Below are 17,592 nucleotides of genomic sequence, written 5' to 3' on the forward strand. Positions count from 1 at the left end.
CTTCAGGCCTTGTGGATCATGGGGAGGTTGAGGGCGTGCTTCTTCGCGGTCGCGACGGCGATGTCGTAGCCCGCGTCGGCATGGCGCATCACGCCGCTGGCCGGGTCGTTCCACAGCACGTTGGCGATGCGTTGGGCGGCGGCGTCGGTGCCGTCGCACACGATCACCATGCCGGCGTGCTGCGAGTAGCCCATGCCGACGCCGCCGCCGTGGTGCAGGCTGACCCAGGTGGCGCCGCCGGCGGTGTTGAGCAGCGCGTTGAGCAGCGGCCAGTCGCTGACGGCATCGGTGCCGTCCTTCATGGCTTCGGTCTCGCGATTCGGGCTGGCGACCGAGCCGGTGTCGAGGTGGTCGCGGCCGATGACGATGGGCGCCTTCAGTTCGCCGCTTTTCACCATCTCGTTGAAGGCCAGGCCGGCCTTGTGGCGTTCGCCCAGGCCCAGCCAGCAGATGCGCGCGGGCAGGCCCTGGAAGGCGATGCGTTCGCGCGCCATGTCGAGCCAGCGGTGCGTGTGCCTGTTCTCCGGGAACAGCTCCTTGATCTTGGCGTCGGTCTTGTAGATGTCCTCCGGGTCGCCCGAGAGCGCGACCCAGCGGAACGGACCCTTGCCTTCGCAGAACAGCGGGCGGATGTACGCGGGCACGAAGCCGGGAAAGTCGAAGGCGTTGGCCACGCCTTCGTCGAATGCGACCTGGCGGATGTTGTTGCCGTAGTCGACCGTGGGCACGCCCATGGCCTGGAAGTCGAGCATGGCCTGCACGTGCACGACGCAGGATTGGGCTGCAGCGGCGGTCAGCGCGGCGTGCTGCGACGCGTCCTTCATCGCGGCCTGCCATTGCGGCACCGTCCACCCCACGGGCAGGTAGCCGTGGATCAGGTCGTGCGCGGAGGTCTGGTCGGTCACCAGATCCGGCTTGATCGCGGTGCCGGCCTTCGCGCGCTTCGCGAGCTCGGGCACGATTTCCGCGGCGTTGCCGAGCAACGCGATCGACACGGCTTCCTTCCTCGCCGTGTGGTGCGCGATGAGGGCCAGCGCGTCGTCGAGGTCCTTGGCCTGCTTGTCGACGTAGCGCGTGCGCAGGCGGAAGTCGATGCTCGACTGCTGGCACTCGATCGCCAGCACGCAGGCGCCGGCGAGCACGCCCGCCAGCGGCTGCGCACCGCCCATGCCGCCGAGGCCCGCGGTGAGGATCCACTTGCCCGACAGGTCGTTGCCGTAGTGCTGGCGGCCGGCCTCGACGAAGGTCTCGAAGGTGCCCTGCACGATGCCCTGCGCGCCGATGTAGATCCAGCTGCCGGCCGTCATCTGGCCGTACATGAAGAGGCCGGCGCGGTCGAGCTCGTTGAACTTCTCCCAGGTCGCCCACTTGGGCACCAGGTTCGAGTTGGCGATCAGCACGCGCGGCGCGTTGGCGTGCGTCTTGAACACGCCGACCGGCTTGCCCGACTGGATCAGCAGCGACTCGTCGTCGTTCAGTTCCTTCAGCGACGCGAGGATCTGGTCGAAGCATTCCCAGTTGCGCGCGGCGCGGCCGATGCCGCCGTACACCACCAGGTCCTGCGGGCGCTCGGCCACTTCGGCGTCGAGGTTGTTCTGCAGCATGCGGAACGGCGCTTCGGTGAGCCAGCTCTTGCAGGTGAGTTGGCTGCCGCGCGGGGCGCGGATCACGCGGGTCGGGTCGTGGCGGGGGTCGGTGGTGGTCATGCGGTGAGTCCTTCGTTCTGGAAGCGTTGGATGTCGTCGGCGCCGAAGCCCAAGAGCTCCAGCGTCGCGCGGGTGTGGGCGCCCAGGTCGGGCGCGGGCGATGTCGTGCCGCGCGGCAGGTCGCCGAAGTGCACAGGTTGTTCGATGTGGCAGTCGATGCCGCCGCCGGCGTTCGGGCGGCGCACCACCAGCTGGCGGTCGACGGCGTGGGCCGAGTCGACGGCCTGCTGCACGTCGAGCACCGGCGCCGCCGGCACATCGTGCGCCTGCAGCGCGGCGACGACCGCCTGCACGCTCAGTGACGACGACCAGGCCTCGATGGCCTGCGTGAGCTCGGCCTCGTGCCGCTTGCGCAGGGCGTTGCTCGCGAAGCGCGCGTCCTGCGCGAGTTCGGGCGTCCCCATGGCGCGCGCGAGCTGCTGGAACAACTTGTTGTTCGCGACGGCCAGCACGTACACGCCGTCGGCTGCGCGGAAGGCGCCGAAGGGCGCGGAGTTGAGGTGGCGGTTGCCCACGCGCATCGGCGGCGCACCGCCGGCCACCGAGCGCGACACCAGCGTGGGCATCATGCTCATCAGGCAGTCGACCATCGCGATGTCGAGATGGCGGCCACGGCCGGTGCGCGTGCGCTGCCACAGCGCCGCCATCACGCCCCAGGCCGAGAAGGTGCCGGCCGCCACGTCGGCGATCGATTCGCCGACCACCGTGGCCGGGCCGTCGGCGTCGCCGGTGGCCGCCATCAGTCCGCTGAGCGCCTGCACGATGGTGTCATAGGCCGGCCGGCCCGACCACACGCCCTGCTGGCCAAAGCCGGAGATGCTGCAGTAGACGAGCCCCGGGTTCAGCGCCGACAGCTGCGCGTAGCCGATGCCCAGCCGGTCGGCCACGCCGGGCTTGAAGTTCTCGACCACCACGTCGGCCCAGGCGGCGAGCCGCGCGATGACCTCGGCCGCCGCCGGACGCTTGAGGTCGAGGCAGAGGCTGCGCTTGCCACGGTTGACGAAGGCGAAGTTGGTGCTGCGGCCGTCGACCTGGAAGCCCATGTGCCGGTAGTCGTCGCCCTCGAAGGGCTCGACCTTGAGCACGTCGGCGCCCGCGTCCGCGAACATCGCCGTGCAGAAGGGGCCGGCCAGCACGCGCGAGAAGTCGAGCACCTTCAGCCCCGCGAGCGGCAGCGTGTCGTCGTCGAGAGTGGCCGCGGTGCTCATGGCTTCTTGCGCTGCACGCCGCCCGACAGGCGCATGCCGCCGTCGAGCATCAGCAGTTCGCCGGTGACGTAGTCGGCGCCTTCGAGCAGCCAGACGATGGGCTCGGCCACGTCGTCGGCCGACGCGATGCGACCCATGGGCGCGCTCTGCGCGAAGCGCTGGCTGAGCGTGTCGAAGGTCGCGGCGCCCACGGCGGCGGGCATCCAGCGCGTCTGGATCAGGCCGGGGCACACCGCGTTCACGCGGATTTCGGGGCCGAGCGTACGGGCCAGCGCGAGCGTCATCGAATTGATCGCGCCTTTCGACGCCGTGTACGCGATGGAGCTGCCTCCGCCGGTGAAGGCCGACGACGACGACACGTTGACGACCGCGCCGCCACCCGCGGCACGCATGGCGGGCACCACGGCGCGCACCATCTGGTACGTGCCGATCACGTTGACGTCGAAGATGCGGCTGAAGGCCTGCGCGTCGAGCGACTCGAGGTCGAAGGGATCGGCCGCGACCGTGGTCGCCGCGTTGTTGACCAGGCCATCGATGCGGCCCCAGCGCGCCAGCGTCTCGGCCGCCATGCGGCGGCAGTCGGCATCGCTCGAGATGTCGGCCTGCACCAGCAGCGTCTCCGCGCCCAGCGCCTCGCAGGCGGCCTGCGTCTGCAGCGCCTCGTCACGGCTGCGCGTGTAGTTGACGACCACGCGCGCGCCCTTGCCGGCCAGGCGCGTGGCCACGGCCGCACCCACGCCGGTGGCGGAGCCGGTGACGATGCAGACGGCGTCTTTCAAATTCATTGCGACAGCCCGATACGGCTGGGCAGCACGGCCAGAAGCGGCTCGGGCCAGTCGTCGGCGAGCGCCCAGCGGCGCATCGCTTCGAGGTCGGGCGCCATGTAGCGGTCTTGATCGAGGAAGGCGACAGTCATGCGGATGCGGGCCAGTTCGGTTTCGATCAGCGGCGAACTCTTGAGCGGTGCCGCCGGGTCGCGCTTGAGCTCGATGCCTTGCGCGGCGGCCATCGCCTCGATGCCGACGACGACCGCCGTGTTCTCGACCATATCGCCCAATCGCCGTGCGGCAAAGGTCGCCATCGAGACGTGGTCTTCCTGGTTGGCCGAGGTCGGCAGGCTGTCGACGCTGGCGGGGTGCGCGAGCGACTTGTTCTCCGAGGCGAGCGCCGCGGCCGTGACCTGCGCGATCATGAAGCCGGAGTTGACGCCGCCGTCGCGCACCAGGAAGGGCGGCAGGCCCGACAGGCCGCTGTCGAGCATCAACGCCAGGCGGCGCTCCGAGATGGCGCCGATCTCGGCGATGGCCAGCGCGATGATGTCCGCCGCGAAGGCGACCGGCTCGGCGTGGAAGTTGCCGCCGCTGATGACCTCCCTGGTGTCGGTGAAGACCAGCGGGTTGTCCGACGCGGCATTGGCTTCGACGACCAGCCCGCGCGACGCATGCACCAGGTTGTCGAGGCAGGCGCCCATCACCTGCGGCACGCAGCGGACCGAGTACGGGTCCTGCACGCGGCCGCAATCGGCATGCGAAGGCACGATGTCGCTGCCCTCGAGCAACGTGCGCACCGCCGCGGCCACCGCGATCTGGCCCGGCTGGCCGCGCGCGGCATGGATGCGCGCATCGAAGGGCTTGATCGACCCCTGGATGGCTTCGAGCGACAGCGCGCCCGCCATCAGCCCGGCCGCGAAGACGGTCTCGGCACCGAACAGGCCGGCCAGCGCGAGTGCGGTCGACACCTGCGTGCCGTTGAGCAGCGCCAGGCCTTCCTTCGGGCCGAGCACGAAGGGTTTGAGGCCGATCTGGCGCATCGCCTCGGCGCCGCCGACGACACGCCCATCGGGCAAGGTCGCCTCGCCCTCGCCGATCAGCACGCAGGCCAGGTGCGCCAACGGCGCGAGGTCGCCCGACGCACCGACCGAGCCCTTGCACGGGATGCGCGGCAGCACGCCGGCGTTGAAGAGCGCGAGCAGCGCATCGATGAGCTGCGGCCGCACGCCCGAATGGCCGCGCGCCAGGCTGACCGCCTTAGTTGCGAGCACGAGGCGCACCACGCCATCGGCCAGCGGCGCGCCGGTGCCTACGCTGTGCGACAGCACGAGGTTGCGCTGCAGCTCGGCCAGCCGTTCGTGCGGGATGGTCGTCTGCGCCAGCTTGCCGAAGCCGGTGTTGATGCCGTAGACCACCTCGCCGCCGGCCACGATACGGTCGACGGTGGCTTGCGCCGCTGCGATGCCAGCGCGTGCGCGGGGGTCGAGCGAAAGCGCGACGCCACCCGCGTGGATGCGCCGCAGCTCGACGAGCGACACTGCACCGGGGTGCAGTTCCAAGGGTGGTGTGTTCATTGGTCTAATCCTGTCTATACAGCTGAAATGTCCAGGAGATTTCCTCGGCGTGCAACAGCCGCTCAGCCCTGCGGCACCGCGCCGTCGGCCCGGAAGCGGCTGCCCAGCCGATAGCGCGTCCCCGGGTGCAGGCAGCGCACCAGCGTGACCGGCGTGCCGCCCGCCCAGGTGCGGCGCGTGAGCATCAGGCAGGGCTGCGTCACGGGCATCTGCAGCAGCTCGGCCTGCTCGGGCGTGGGGAGGATGGCGTCGACCACATGCTCGATCTGGTCGAAGGGCACGTGCTTGACCAGGTACTCCGACGGCAGCGCGAGGGTGAAGTCCTGGCGGATGAAGTCGGGCGCCATGCGCGGGTTGACGTAGCGGTCTTCGAGCTGCACGGCCACGTCGTCCTCGAAGTGCACGCAGGTCAGCGCGTAGACCGATTCGCCGGTGCGCAGGTCGAGCGACGCCGCGATGTCGAGGGGTGCCGCGACGCGCGCCAGCGAGACGAGCTCGCAGCGATGATCGTGCCCGCGCTGGCGGATCTCGTCGGCGATGTTGGCGATCTGCAGCAGCGTGGACTGGGGCTTTTCTTCGGCCACGAAGGAGCCGACACCGGCCACGCGAACGATCTTGCCCTGCTCGGCCAGTTCGCGCAGGGCGCGATTGACCGTCATGCGGGCCATGCCGAACTCGGCGACCAGTTCCTGCTCCGACGGCACGCGGTCGCCGGGCTTCCAGGAGCCGTCGGCGATCTTGCGCGCGACGAAGTCCTTGACCTGCTGGTAGAGCGCCGAGGGTGCGGCCACGGAAGCGCGGGGACTCGAGGCGACGGACATCGGAGCCCTCAATGCGCCGCCGCGGCCAGCGATTCGGCGCGGATCTCTTCGGTCAGCCGCGCCTTCAGGTCCATGAACTCGGGCGAGGTCTTGATCGTGTAATGGCGCGGGTGCGGCAGGTCGACCGCGACGTCGGCCTTGATGCGGCCCGGCCGCGCGCTGAACACGGCCACGCGGTTGGCCATGAAGATGGCCTCGTCGATGTCGTGCGTGACGAACAGCACCGTCTTGCGGGCCGATTCCCAGATGCCGAGCAGCAGTTCCTGCATCAGCACGCGGGTCTGGTTGTCGAGCGCGCCGAAGGGCTCGTCGAGCAACAGGATCTTCGGGTCGTTCGCCAGCGCGCGGGCGATGGCCACGCGCTGCTGCATGCCGCCCGAGAGCTGCTTGGGGAAATGGTCTTCGAAGCCGCGCAAGCCGACCTGCGCGATGAAGCGTTCGCTGATCTCCTTCTGCTGCGCGGCGGGCATGCCCTTCTCGCGCAGGCCGAAGCAGATGTTCTTCTGGACCGTAAGCCACGGGAACAGCGTGTAGCTCTGGAACACCACGCCGCGGTCGGCGCCGGGGCCGTGGATGGGCACGCCGTCGAGCAGGATCTCGCCGGTGCTTGGCGTCTCGAGGCCGGCCACCAGGCGCAGCAGCGTCGACTTGCCGCAGCCCGAGGGGCCGAGCACGGTGATGAAGTCGTTGTCGACCACGTCGAGGCTGACCGGCTGCAGCGCCTGCGTCGGCGCCTTGCCACGGTTGCCGGGGAAGGTCTTGCCGACCTGGCGGATGGAAAGGCGGCTCATCGCAGCAGGCTCCACGGGAACATTCTTTGGTTGGCCTTCTTGAACAGCAGGTCGGAGCACAGCCCCACAAGGCCGATGACGACGATGCCCGCGATGATGTTCTCGGTGGCCATCAGCGCCTGGCTGTCGGTGATCATGTGGCCGATGCCCGAGGACGCGCCGATGAGTTCGGCGACGATGACGTAGGTCCAGCCCAGGCCGAGCACCTGGCGCAGCGCCTCGGCGATCTCGGGGGCGGCGCCGGGCAGCAGCACGCGGCGGATCACGCCGCGGTCCTTCGCGCCCAGCGTGTAGGCCGCCTCGACCAGGTCGCGCCGCGTGCCGGCGACGATCATCGCGATCATCAGCGTGAGCTGGAAGAAGCAGCCGAGGAAGATGACCGACAGCTTCTGCGCCTCGCCGATGCCGACCCACAGGATCAAGAGCGGAATGAAGGCCGAGGCCGGCAGGTAGCGCGCGAACGAGACGAAGGGCTCGAAGAAGGCCTCGACCGGCTTGTACGCGCCCATCGCGATGCCCAGCGGCACCGCGATGACGGCGGCGATGAGGAAGCCGCCGACCACGCGCCACACCGTCATGCCGACGTCGCGGATGAAGTTCTGCGTGGCGAAGAGGTCGTAGCCCGACTGCAGCGTCTTCCACGGCGACGCGAGGAAGTGCGGCGGGACCCAGCCGCTGGCGGTGATGGCCCACCAGAAGCCGATGAACACGGCGAAGAAGGCGACACCCAGCCACACGCGTCGGCGCGGAGAAACGGGCACGAGCAATTTCATGCGGGGCTTGTCGGCAAACACCGCCGCGGGCGTAACGGCGGGCTCGGCGGCATGGAGAGGCGCAGCTTGCATCGCTCGATTACTTCTTCAGGAAGCTGGTGTCGAACAGCGCGTCCATGTTGGTCGGCGCGGTCTTGATGACGCCGATTTCCTGCAGCAGCACGGCCGCTTCCTTGTTGAAGGCCTGGATGTCGCCGCTGAAGAACTTCATGTTGGCTTCGCGGTCGGCCCACTGGATCTTGGACTGCGACTTCTCGAACTGCTCGGGCGACTGCTTGACGTCGGCGCCCATGATGGTGAAGGCCTTGATCTTGTCGGCCTTGATCAGGTCCAGCGCCTCGAAGTAGCTCTCGGTCAGCGCCTTGGCGGCCTTCGGGTTCTCCTTGAGGAACTTCGGCGTGCAGCCGAAGGTGTCGAACACCATCGGGTACTGCAGCGAGTTGGCGAGCATCTTGCCAGCGTCCGGCTTGTCGTTGACCAGGCTCAGGTAGGGCTCGTACGTGACGGCGGCGTCGAGGCCCGAATTGCCGGCGACGAAGGCGGTGGCGGCGGGCGACGGCTCGAGCGTGACGACGGTCACGTCCTTGAGCGTCAGGCCGTTCTTCTTGAGCACCCACGACAGGAAGAAGTGCGGGCTGGTGCCGGGCGCCGACGCGGCGATGGTCTTGCCCTTCAGGTCGCTGACCTTGGTGATGGCGTTCTTGGCAACGATGCCGTCGGAGCCCATGCCCTGGTCCATCTTGAAGATCTGCGTGGCGGCGATGCCGTTGGTGTTCCAGACGATCCAGGTTTCGACCGTGGTGGCGGCGCACTGGATGTCGCCCGAGGCCATGGCCAGGTGGCGGTCCTTCTGCGGGATCTTCTTGATCGACACGTCCAGGCCGTTCTTCTTGAAGATGCCGGCTTCCTTCGCGAGCGTCAGCGGTGCGAAGCCGGTCCAGCCGGAGATGCCGACGGCGACGGCGGTCTCCTGGGCGGCGGCGGGCGACACCAGGCCGGCGACGAGGGTGGCGGCAGCCAGGGCGCAGGCGGCGAGTTGCTTCAAAGAGGACATCGTGACTCCGTAGGGAAAGGTGGATGAAGGGAAAAGAGAAGGAACTAAGCAGCAGTCGTGCCGGCCTGGTCGCCTTGAGAGGTCGGGTGCACCAGCGGGAAGATCGGCGCGTCGAAGGGGTCGCCGTGCTTCATGGTCAGCCCGGTGAAGGGCGGTGACCCCTTGCCTGCGCGCTCGGCGTAGGTGGCGTCGTCGCCCACCCAGCGCGCCGAGAAGACGCGGCGTGCGCGGGGTGAGGCATTGCCCGGTGCGCCGTGCACTGTGCGGAAGTCGAAGGCGATGGCGTCGCCTGGCTGCATGTCCCAGCCGGCCAGGTCGAGCTCGCCGCGCATCGCCTCGATGTCGGGCATGACCTCGAAGTCGTCGTTCTCGTAGAGCCGCGTGCCATTGAAGCGCATCGGGCGGAAGTCCTTGCCCCAGCGGTGCGAGCCGCGCACGCATTCCATGACGACGTCGCGCCCGACCGGGTCGAGCGGGATCCAGAAACTCGCGCTCTGGCGACCCTCGACGCAGTAGTAGGGCTGGTCCTGGTGCCAGGGCGTGACGGTGCTTCCGCCCGCTTGCTTCACCAGCACGTGGTCGTGGAAGAAGCGCGCGGTCTTCGACCGCATCAGCGCGGCGGCGATCTCGGCGGCACGGGACCCGAAGACGAAGTCGCGGAACGGCGGGATGCGCTGCCAGTTGCACAGGTCCTGGAAAAAGGGGGCGGTGCCGTCGGCCGGGACCACCGAGCGCTCGAGCGGGCTGGGGTCGGCCATCAGCGCCGTGATGCCGGCGCGCAGGGGTTCGACCCAGTCGGTGAAGACCTGGCGCAGGACGATCACGCCGTCGCGCTGGAACGCCGCCACATCGGCCGCGCTCACGAGGGCGGATACCGGGGCGGAAGTCGAAGTCTCCATGCACAGGCCTTTCCAAATCAGTCTAGACAGCTCGCACGCAAAAAGGATGCCAGTGAGAACAGCTGTCACGAGGGAGAGCGAGCCCCAAGTTGGCGCAGGATCGATCCAGCGCCTCAAGCTGTCTATACAGAGAACCCCTCGATCCCGGCGCCCGGCATGCGTCCCGCCCCGCGCGCCTATTGGTGACGAAATGTGTCGGTACCATCGGAAACCCGCGATTTCTGGAGAAAGCGCGACCATCCTCTCTACTTCCCGTCCCCTGGAGCCCCGATGCCGCTGCGCGAGAGCCTGCCCGATGAACTCATTGAAAACGTTGCCGACCTGCTCGGGCTCCGAGCGAAGACGACCTCGGCGGACCTGTCGACCTGGGCCGAGCACATGCTGCAGACGGCCTGCCGGCGCATCGACGGCTTCGTCGAACCGGCGGCCTCCGTCGAGGCCGTGGCACTGTGGGAGCGCAACGGCGGCGGCGGAGACCTGCGCGTGCAACGCCTGCGGGGCGCGTCGCGCGCCAAGAAGTTCGCCGGGCTGCAGTGCGAGAGCGCCATGCCGGCGGCCCAGCTGTTCGACGACCTGATCGCGCTGGGCCCCGTGCCGAGCCGTCCGCGCGTGCGCGAGGTGCTGGAGACCGCCGAGGTCGTCTGGCTGACCCGGGCGCAGCTGGCCGGCCTGCCGCGCGGGCACCGGGACTGGCGGGCCTTCGCCAGGACCCTGCAGCTCGCGCCCAAGCACTAGGCACGCAAGCCGCGACAATGCAGGCTCCCTGAGAGCCCGCCCGTGTCCGACCTGTCTTCCCCCCTTCCCTCCGCCGCGCCCGCCGACATCCTCCACGAGGTCTTCGGCTACGAACAGTTCCGCGGTGCCCAGGCCGCCATCGTCGACCACGTGGTGGGCGGCGGCGACGCGCTGGTGCTGATGCCCACGGGCGGCGGCAAGTCACTGTGCTACCAGATCCCCGCCATCGCCCGGCAACGGGCGGGCCACGGCGTGGCCATCGTGGTGTCGCCGCTGATCGCGCTGATGCACGACCAGGTCGGTGCGCTGCACGAGGCCGGCGTCGACGCCGCCTTCCTCAACTCCACGCTCGACTGGCAGCAGACGCAGGACGTCGAGCGCCGCATGCTCAGCGGCGAGATCACGCTGCTGTACGCCGCACCCGAGCGGGTGAACACGCCGCGCTTCCTGCAGCAGCTCGACACGCTGAAGGAGCGCGGCAAGCTGAGCCTCTTCGCCATCGACGAGGCGCATTGCGTGAGCCAGTGGGGCCACGACTTCCGCCCCGAGTACCGGGCGCTCACCGTGCTGCACGAGCGCTACGCTGGCGTGCCGCGCATCGCGCTGACCGCCACGGCCGACGACCTGACGCGGGCCGACATCGTCGAGCGCTTGCAGCTCGAAGAAGCACGGCAGTTCGTCAGCAGCTTCGACCGGCCGAACATCCGCTACACCATCGTCGAGAAGAAGGACGCGACGACGCAGCTGCTGCGCTTCATCCAGCGCGAGCACGAAGGCGATGCGGGCGTCGTGTACTGCCAGTCGCGCAAGCGCGTCGAAGACACCGCCGTCATGCTGCAGGACGCGGGCATCAACGCCCTGCCCTACCACGCCGGCCTCGACGCGGCGGTGCGCCAGCGGCACCAGGACCGCTTCCTGCGCGAGGAAGGCATCGTGATGGTCGCGACCATCGCCTTCGGCATGGGCATCGACAAGCCCGACGTGCGCTTCGTCGGCCACCTCGACATGCCCAAGAACATCGAGGGCTACTACCAGGAGACCGGCCGCGCCGGCCGCGACGGCCTGCCCGCCGACGCCTGGATGACCTACGGTCTGCAGGACGTGGTGAACCAGCGCCGCATGATCGACGAGAGCCCCGCCGGCGAGGAGTTCAAGCAGGTGATGCGCGGCAAGCTCGACGCGCTGCTGTCGCTGGCCGAGGCGAGCGACTGCCGGCGCGTCCGGCTGCTGGGCTATTTCGGCGAGGCCTCCACGCCTTGCGGCAATTGCGACAACTGCCTGAATCCGCCGCAGGTCTGGGACGGCACCGATGCCGCACGCAAGCTGCTCAGCACGATCTACCGCGTGAGCCAGCATAGCGGCATCAGCTTCGGTGCCGGGCACATCATGGACATCCTGCGCGGCAAGGCGACCGAGAAGGTCAAGCAGTTCGGCCACGAGCGCATCAGCACCTTCGGCATCGGCGCGGAGTTCAGCGAGGTGCAGCTGCGCGGCGTGCTGCGCCAGCTGATCGCGACCGGCGCGCTGGCGGTCAACTCGGAAGCCTTCAACACGCTGCAGCTGACCGACGGTTCGCGCGCGGTGCTCAAGGGCGAGACCACGGTGCGCCTGCGCGAGTCGGTGTCGTCCCCTGCCGAGCGCAAGCCACGGCGCGAGCGTGCGGCGCGCGGTGCGCCCTCCCCCGCAGCGGCCACGCTGGACGCGGACGCGCAGAAGCGCTTCGAGGCCCTCAAGGCCTGGCGCGGCGAGGTGGCGCGTGAGCACAACCTGCCGGCCTACGTGATCTTCCACGACTCCACGCTCGCCGCCATCGCCGAGCGCGCGCCCGCCACCCTGGAAGACCTGCAGGGCATCAGCGGCATCGGCACCAAGAAGCTCGAGGCTTATGGGAGCGATGTGCTGCGGGTGTGCAGCTGACCGGGCGGCGACCCCAGCCTCGGTTCATCAGTTCGGCAGATCGACCGGCCGCACGATGCGGCTGGTGCGCAGGGCGCTGCGGTTCAGGTAGGGCGTGCCGGCCCCTTCGGCCTTCTGCAGGCCGGCGCTCAGGCTCTTGGACGACGGCGCCGTCGGGCAGGTGCCGCTGCTGCGGTACTGCAGGGCGGCCGCCAGCCGCGCTTCGGCCGCGTCGCCCAGCGCATGGTCGAAGTCGTCGGCCACGGTGCAGGTGGGCACGAGGCCGTCCCCGTAGTCACCGAAGCCCTGCGCGTTCACGCCCTGGAACTGGATCGCGAAGTAGGTGGTGCCGCAGTTGTCCTCGGGATAGAAGCCATAGGGCTTGCCGCAGGTGGCGCCGCCGATCAGGTGGACCGTGACGCCGACGCCGCGCAGGCCGTTGACCACCGATTCGCTGGCCGAACAGGTGTCCGGGCCGGTCAACACCGTGACCCGCGGGAGGTTCAGCCGCGGCAGGGCCTGGCCGGCGGTCACCGACAAGCCGCGCCCCGTGGCATAGAACGGCAGCGTGGACTGCGACGCGCTCAGATGGAACGGGTTCTTCGCGTTGAACACGAGTCGCTCGAAGGCCGCGCCCTGGGTGGACGCTGCCGGCGCCACCATGGTGGCCAGCTCGCTCGCGACGGCCAGCAGGCCACCGCCGTTGTAGCGCATGTCGAGCACCAGGTCGGCGATGCCCGCGGCCTGCAACTGGTTCACCGCATCGACCAGTTGAACCTCGGCCTTCTCCACATGGTCGTTGAACTGCAGGTAGCCGACGTTGCCGGTGGGCGTGGGGAGGGTGCGCACCGCCTGCACCGGCGAACGCAGCACGCTGGCCGACGTGAGGTTGACGGTCGCCACGCTGCCGTCGGCCGCGCGCCGCTGGAAGGCGTGGGCCTGTCCGTTCGCCGATGGCGCCAGCGCCGCGTTGAGGCGGTCCACGTCGGTCTGGCTGCCGGCGTTGACCGCGTCGATGCCGTCGATGGCGAGCAAGGTCATGCCGCGCACCAGGCCGGCCTGCGCCGCCGGCGACCCGGGTTCGGTGTAGGCCACGCGGATCTGCCGCGGCGGCGTGCGGGCGAGGTAGGCGAACTCGACGCCGTAGCCCGATTCGGTGCTCTGCAGGATGCTGCGGTACTGCGCGGTGTCGTAGGTGTAGTGGAAACGGTCCTTGGCACGGCCCGAGGGCATGAGCGCCGGCGTCTTCAGATCGGCGAAGTACGCGACCGGCGTGGCGTAGGCGGCGGACTGCAGCGTGGTCGGCACCTCGCTGTACCAGAGGTAGGTCTCGTCGATCCAGCTGCGCACCCAGGTCTTCTCGTCGTCGAGCGTGCCGGCCGCGTCCGCGAAGGGAAGACCGGTGTCGGGGTTCGTGCCGGCGCGCGGTGCGACGCAGCGGTCGGCCACGCTGGCCGACGGCACGATCGCCGGGACGCTGCCGCCGTCGGCGGGCGCGGGCGACGCCGCACCGCCATCGCCTCCTCCTCCGCCGCCGCAACCCACGAGCGCCAACGCCACGGCGGCGGCCAGGATCGAGAACGTCCGAAGCGCACGCGCCTCACCACCTGTCCAACGGTTTGTCATGCGATTCCCTCCCTGCGCGCGCCACCCTTGGCGCACGCGATCGGATCGTCGCGGCGCCGGGTGCGTGCGTGTCTATTGAACGAAGCCCATGCCGCGCGATTCGCGAACCTCGGGCTTGATGCGGTGCTCGGCCTCGAGCTGGTCGAGGAACTCCGTCGCGCTGAACTCGGCGGCGAGGATGTCGGTCTGCCGCTTCACCGCCGCGAAGTCGCCGGGGCACAGCTGCGGCAAACGCTGCAGCCGCTGGCGCAATTCCGACGTCATGAGCACCCCGTCACCCGCCAGCGCCTCGGTCACGAACATGTGCTCGCGCTGCGCGTCGGTCAGTGGCATGAACTTGATCTTGAAGGTGAAGCGACGCAGCGCCGCCTGGTCGAGCCGGTCGAGCAGGTTGGTGGTGCAGACGAAGATGCCGCCGAAGCGCTCCATGCCCTGCAGCATCTCGTTGACCTCGGTGACCTCGTAGGTGCGCTGCGCACCGCGCCGGTCCTGCAGGAAGGAGTCGGCCTCGTCGAGCAGCAGCACCGCCTTCTCGGCCTCGGCTTCCTTGAACATGGCGGCCATGTTCTGCTCGGTCTCGCCGACGTACTTGCTCATCAGGTCGCTCGCCTGCTTGACGATCAGCGGGCGGCCGATGGCCTTGGCGATGTGCTCGGCCAGCGCCGTCTTGCCGGTGCCGGGCGCGCCGTAGAAGCACAGCGTACCGTGGCCGCGCACCCTCAAGGCTTCGACGATGCGCGGGATCTCGAAACGCGTCTCGACGTTGAGCATGTCGAGGTCGTAGGTGGTGACGGCGCGGCGCGCACCATGCTGGCGGTCGATGGTGCCGAGCGCGAGGTCCGCGTTCTTCAGCTGCCGCTCGATGAGCCCTTCGACCGAGGCGTCGTCGGTCTTCGCCAGTTGCGCGAAACGCACCGCGGTGCGGATCTGCGCCGGCGTCAGGCCCTTGCGCCCGGCCAGCTTGGCGGTGAAGGCGTCGGACACGGTCACGCCTTCGAGCGTCTTGCGCACCAGCTGCTCGCGCGCGCCGGGCGGTGGCGACTTGAGCTCGAGGTGGTAGGCGAAGCGACGACGAAAAGCCGGATCGATCTGCTCGATGCGGTTGGTGACCCACAGCGTGGGCACCGCGTTCGACTCCAGGATCTGGTTGACCCAGGCCTTGCCGCTCACGCTGCCGCTGGCGGGCGACGGCATCTGCTCGGCGCGCGACATGAACTGCGCGGCCTCGGTGCTGATGGGCGGGAAGACGTCCTCGACCTCGTCGAACAGCAGCGCGGCCTGCGCACTGCCCTTGAGGAAGACCTGCGCGATCTGCAGCGAGCGGTAGCGGTCACGGCCCGAGAGCGAGTTGCCGTCGCGGTCGGCGTATTCGACCTCGAACAGTTCGAGCCCCGCGGCCTGCGCCACCACCTTGGCCAGCTCGGTCTTGCCGGTGCCGGGCGGGCCGTAGAGCAGCACATTCACGCCGGGCTCCTTGCGCTGCACGGCCGCGCGCAGCAGCGTGACCAGCATCTGCGTGTCGTCCGCGGCGAAGGAGAAGTCGTCGACCGTGAGCGCGCTCTTGGCCGACGGCCGGGTGAACACCGCCATCAGCTCGTTGTGGTCGCGGTACTCGCGCATCAGCACCGGCGGCAGTTTCTCGCTGACCTTCATCAGGTCGGCCAGGTCGGTGATGTTGTGTTCGGAGATGAGGTTCTCGACCAGGCCGATGCGTTCGAGCCGCGAGCCGGCGCGCAGCGCCTCGCCCACGTCGCTCGCGCTGACACCGGCCACCTCAGCGATGGCGGCATAGGCCTCGGGCGCGTTGTTGACCTTGAACTCGACCAGCAGCGAGCGCAGGTCGCGCTGGTAGCGCGCCAGCGTGCCGTAGAGCAGCAGCGCGCGCTCGGCCTTGTTGAGCTGCAGCAGGCCGGCGAGCGCGTCGATGTTCTTCTCGACCAGTGTCGACTGCTTGCGCAGCGCATGCGTCAGCCAGTCGCGCGTAACCGAGAGCACCGACAGCAGGTCCTTCGGCTGGTCCTTCACGTACTCGTCGAGGTAGAAGAAGAGCGTGCCTTCTTCATACGGGCCACGCCAGACGCCGTGGCGCTCGAGCAGCGTGCGGCCGTCGAAATGCTCGACGCCTTTCCAGACCTCGTTCCCGACGCAGCGGCGGCCGAGGAATTCGCGCAGGCGCTGCAACACCGGCATGGGCCAGACGAGATGGCGGCCGGTGAGCGACAGAAGGCCGTTCAGGTCGCGCCGCACATTGAAGCGCGGGCCTTGCTTGGCGGCGAGCGTGAGCACGAAGTGCGAGCACATGAGCTCGAGCACCGGCGCTTCCTTGAGTCCGGGCGACGGCAGCGCCTGCCCGCGCAAGGGAGCAACCACCGCATCGACGCCGACACGCTTGACCATTCGACAACCTCTGGCTAAGGGAAATCTCAGCGCGACCATAACGCAGAGTTTTGTGTTGGGGAAGACAGCGCATCGGTAAATCTCCCGATGTTGCAAATCCATCCACAATGCAAGGCATGATCGGAATCCAGGACATCGAGCGCGCTGCGGTGCGCCTGCAGGGCCAGCTGCTGGCGACGCCCTGCGTGGAGTCGCGCACGCTCTCGGACATCGTCGGCGCGCAGGTCTTCCTCAAGTTCGAGAACCTGCAGTTCACCGCCTCGTTCAAGGAGCGCGGCGCGTGCAACAAACTGGTCGACCTCAGTGAAAGCGGCGTCCGCGGGGTGGTGGCCATGTCCGCCGGCAACCACGCCCAGGGCGTGGCGTACCACGCGCAGCGGCTGGGCATGAAGGCGACCATCGTGATGCCGCGCTTCACGCCGGGCGTGAAGATCGAGCGCACCCGCAGCTTCGGCGCCGAGGTGGTGCTGCACGGCGACACCCTGGACGCCGCCCGCGCCCATGCCTTCGAGCTGGCCGAGCGCGACGGCCTGGCCTTCGTGCACCCCTATGACGACGAAGCCATCATGGCCGGCCAGGGCACCGTCGCGCTGGAGATGCTCGATGCGGTGCCCGACCTCGACATGCTGGTGGTGTCGGTCGGCGGCGGCGGGCTGATCGCCGGCATGGCGATCGCGGCGCGCGCGCGCAAGCCGGGCATCGAGATCATCGGCGTGCAGACCACGCGCTTTCCGGCGATGGTGAACGCCGTGCAGGGCACGCACCACGTGCAGGGCACCAGCACCATCGCGGAAGGCATCGCGGTCGGCACGCCCGGCGTGCTGACGCGGGACGTCATCGAAAAGCACGTCGACGACCTGCTGCTGGTCGACGAAGGCGACATCGAGCAGGCCGTGCTGATGCTGCTGGAGATCGAGAAGACGCTGGTCGAGGGCGCCGGCGCGGCCGGGCTGGCGGCGCTGATCCGGCATCCGGCGCGCTTTCAGGGCAAGAAGGTCGGGCTGGTGCTGTCGGGCGGCAACATCGACCCGCTGCTGCTGGCGGCCATCATCGAGCGCGGCATGGTGCGGGCCGGCCGGCTGGCCCGGCTGCGCGTGAGCGCGCGCGACGTGCCAGGCATGCTGGCCCGCATCACCACGACGGTCGCCGAAGCGGGCGCCAACATCGACGAGGTGCACCACCAGCGGGCCTTCACCATGCTGGCGGCACAGAACGTGGAGATCGAACTGGTGCTGCAGACGCGGGGGCGCGAGCACCTGGCCGCCGTGCTCGCCGCCCTGCGGCAGGCGGGCTTCGAGGCGGAAGAACAGCAGTCGCATTGACCCCTGCCCCGGGAAGGCCC

General features: G+C 69.2%; 14 protein-coding genes. 3 read left to right on the forward strand and 11 right to left on the reverse strand.

Annotated elements, in window-relative coordinates; translation table 11 throughout:
- Nucleotides 1-2: 2 nt before the first annotated feature.
- The 9 genes from hutU to QTH86_RS16445 all read right to left on the reverse strand — a co-directional run bounded on the left by hutU (nt 3) and on the right by QTH86_RS16445 (nt 9,560).
- Nucleotides 3-1,706: a urocanate hydratase gene (hutU, locus tag QTH86_RS16405; protein WP_286647262.1), complete on the reverse strand. Its 1,704-nt coding sequence runs from the start codon at nt 1,704-1,706 to the stop codon at nt 3-5.
- A complete protein-coding gene (locus QTH86_RS16410; RefSeq protein ID WP_286647263.1) occupies nt 1,703-2,914 on the reverse strand; it encodes a CaiB/BaiF CoA transferase family protein in 1,212 nt (403 codons plus the stop codon). Before QTH86_RS16410 ends, hutU begins: the two co-directional genes overlap by 4 nt.
- The gene (locus tag QTH86_RS16415) at nt 2,911-3,699 is read right to left on the reverse strand and encodes an SDR family NAD(P)-dependent oxidoreductase (protein ID WP_286647264.1); all 789 of its coding nucleotides are present in this window, start codon (nt 3,697-3,699) and stop codon (nt 2,911-2,913) included. The genes QTH86_RS16410 and QTH86_RS16415 overlap by 4 nt, the downstream gene beginning before the upstream one ends.
- Nucleotides 3,696-5,258 (reverse strand): histidine ammonia-lyase, encoded by a 1,563-nt coding sequence (gene hutH / locus QTH86_RS16420; protein ID WP_286647265.1) that lies wholly within the window; start codon nt 5,256-5,258, stop codon nt 3,696-3,698. The genes QTH86_RS16415 and hutH overlap by 4 nt, the downstream gene beginning before the upstream one ends.
- Before the next feature lie 62 nt (nt 5,259-5,320).
- Nucleotides 5,321-6,079, reverse strand: coding sequence for a histidine utilization transcriptional repressor HutC (gene hutC / locus QTH86_RS16425; RefSeq protein WP_286647266.1), 759 nt, complete (start codon nt 6,077-6,079; stop codon nt 5,321-5,323).
- A gap of 8 nt (nt 6,080-6,087) precedes the next feature.
- The gene (locus QTH86_RS16430; RefSeq protein WP_286647267.1) at nt 6,088-6,870 is read right to left on the reverse strand and encodes an ABC transporter ATP-binding protein; all 783 of its coding nucleotides are present in this window, start codon (nt 6,868-6,870) and stop codon (nt 6,088-6,090) included.
- Nucleotides 6,867-7,715: an ABC transporter permease gene (locus QTH86_RS16435; protein WP_286647268.1), complete on the reverse strand. Its 849-nt coding sequence runs from the start codon at nt 7,713-7,715 to the stop codon at nt 6,867-6,869. The genes QTH86_RS16430 and QTH86_RS16435 overlap by 4 nt, the downstream gene beginning before the upstream one ends.
- Nucleotides 7,716-7,722: 7 nt before the next feature.
- The gene (locus QTH86_RS16440; protein WP_286647269.1) at nt 7,723-8,697 is read right to left on the reverse strand and encodes an ABC transporter substrate-binding protein; all 975 of its coding nucleotides are present in this window, start codon (nt 8,695-8,697) and stop codon (nt 7,723-7,725) included.
- A gap of 44 nt (nt 8,698-8,741) precedes the next feature.
- The gene (locus tag QTH86_RS16445; protein ID WP_286647270.1) at nt 8,742-9,560 is read right to left on the reverse strand and encodes a phytanoyl-CoA dioxygenase family protein; all 819 of its coding nucleotides are present in this window, start codon (nt 9,558-9,560) and stop codon (nt 8,742-8,744) included.
- A gap of 306 nt (nt 9,561-9,866) precedes the next feature.
- Here QTH86_RS16445 and QTH86_RS16450 point away from each other — a divergent pair, with 306 nt between their 5' ends.
- The gene (locus QTH86_RS16450) at nt 9,867-10,331 is read left to right on the forward strand and encodes a hypothetical protein (RefSeq protein WP_286647271.1); all 465 of its coding nucleotides are present in this window, start codon (nt 9,867-9,869) and stop codon (nt 10,329-10,331) included.
- A 42-nt stretch (nt 10,332-10,373) separates the two neighbouring features.
- On the forward strand, nt 10,374-12,248 hold the full coding sequence (gene recQ, locus QTH86_RS16455; protein WP_286647272.1) for a DNA helicase RecQ: 1,875 nt from the start codon (nt 10,374-10,376) through the stop codon (nt 12,246-12,248).
- Between the two features lie 27 nt (nt 12,249-12,275).
- On the opposite strand, the gene QTH86_RS16460 is transcribed toward recQ, so the two are convergent.
- Together QTH86_RS16460 and QTH86_RS16465 are read right to left on the reverse strand one after the other, a co-directional pair.
- Nucleotides 12,276-13,853, reverse strand: coding sequence for a S41 family peptidase (locus QTH86_RS16460; protein ID WP_286647273.1), 1,578 nt, complete (start codon nt 13,851-13,853; stop codon nt 12,276-12,278).
- Between the two features lie 72 nt (nt 13,854-13,925).
- The gene (locus tag QTH86_RS16465) at nt 13,926-16,250 is read right to left on the reverse strand and encodes an ATP-binding protein (RefSeq protein ID WP_286647274.1); all 2,325 of its coding nucleotides are present in this window, start codon (nt 16,248-16,250) and stop codon (nt 13,926-13,928) included.
- A gap of 116 nt (nt 16,251-16,366) precedes the next feature.
- On the opposite strand from QTH86_RS16465, the gene QTH86_RS16470 reads away from it, so the two are divergent.
- Entirely contained in the window at nt 16,367-17,572 is a 1,206-nt protein-coding gene (locus QTH86_RS16470) for a threonine ammonia-lyase (protein ID WP_286647275.1), read from the forward strand.
- The last annotated feature ends 20 nt before the right edge of the window (nt 17,573-17,592 follow it).

This window comes from Variovorax sp. J2L1-78, assembly GCF_030317205.1.
Lineage (GTDB): Bacteria > Pseudomonadota > Gammaproteobacteria > Burkholderiales > Burkholderiaceae_C > Variovorax > Variovorax arabinosiphilus.

Coding starts and splice junctions, on each gene's coding strand:
- QTH86_RS16450 (WP_286647271.1), top strand. CDS start 9,867: ATGCCGCTGCGCGAGAGCCTGCCCGATGAACTCATTGAAAACGTTGCC.
- QTH86_RS16415 (WP_286647264.1), bottom strand. CDS start 3,699: ATGAATTTGAAAGACGCCGTCTGCATCGTCACCGGCTCCGCCACCGGC.
- hutC (WP_286647266.1), bottom strand. CDS start 6,079: ATGTCCGTCGCCTCGAGTCCCCGCGCTTCCGTGGCCGCACCCTCGGCG.
- QTH86_RS16430 (WP_286647267.1), bottom strand. CDS start 6,870: ATGAGCCGCCTTTCCATCCGCCAGGTCGGCAAGACCTTCCCCGGCAAC.
- hutU (WP_286647262.1), bottom strand. CDS start 1,706: ATGACCACCACCGACCCCCGCCACGACCCGACCCGCGTGATCCGCGCC.
- QTH86_RS16435 (WP_286647268.1), bottom strand. CDS start 7,715: ATGCAAGCTGCGCCTCTCCATGCCGCCGAGCCCGCCGTTACGCCCGCG.
- QTH86_RS16460 (WP_286647273.1), bottom strand. CDS start 13,853: ATGACAAACCGTTGGACAGGTGGTGAGGCGCGTGCGCTTCGGACGTTC.
- QTH86_RS16470 (WP_286647275.1), top strand. CDS start 16,367: ATGATCGGAATCCAGGACATCGAGCGCGCTGCGGTGCGCCTGCAGGGC.
- QTH86_RS16410 (WP_286647263.1), bottom strand. CDS start 2,914: ATGAGCACCGCGGCCACTCTCGACGACGACACGCTGCCGCTCGCGGGG.
- QTH86_RS16440 (WP_286647269.1), bottom strand. CDS start 8,697: ATGTCCTCTTTGAAGCAACTCGCCGCCTGCGCCCTGGCTGCCGCCACC.
- hutH (WP_286647265.1), bottom strand. CDS start 5,258: ATGAACACACCACCCTTGGAACTGCACCCCGGTGCAGTGTCGCTCGTC.
- QTH86_RS16465 (WP_286647274.1), bottom strand. CDS start 16,250: ATGGTCAAGCGTGTCGGCGTCGATGCGGTGGTTGCTCCCTTGCGCGGG.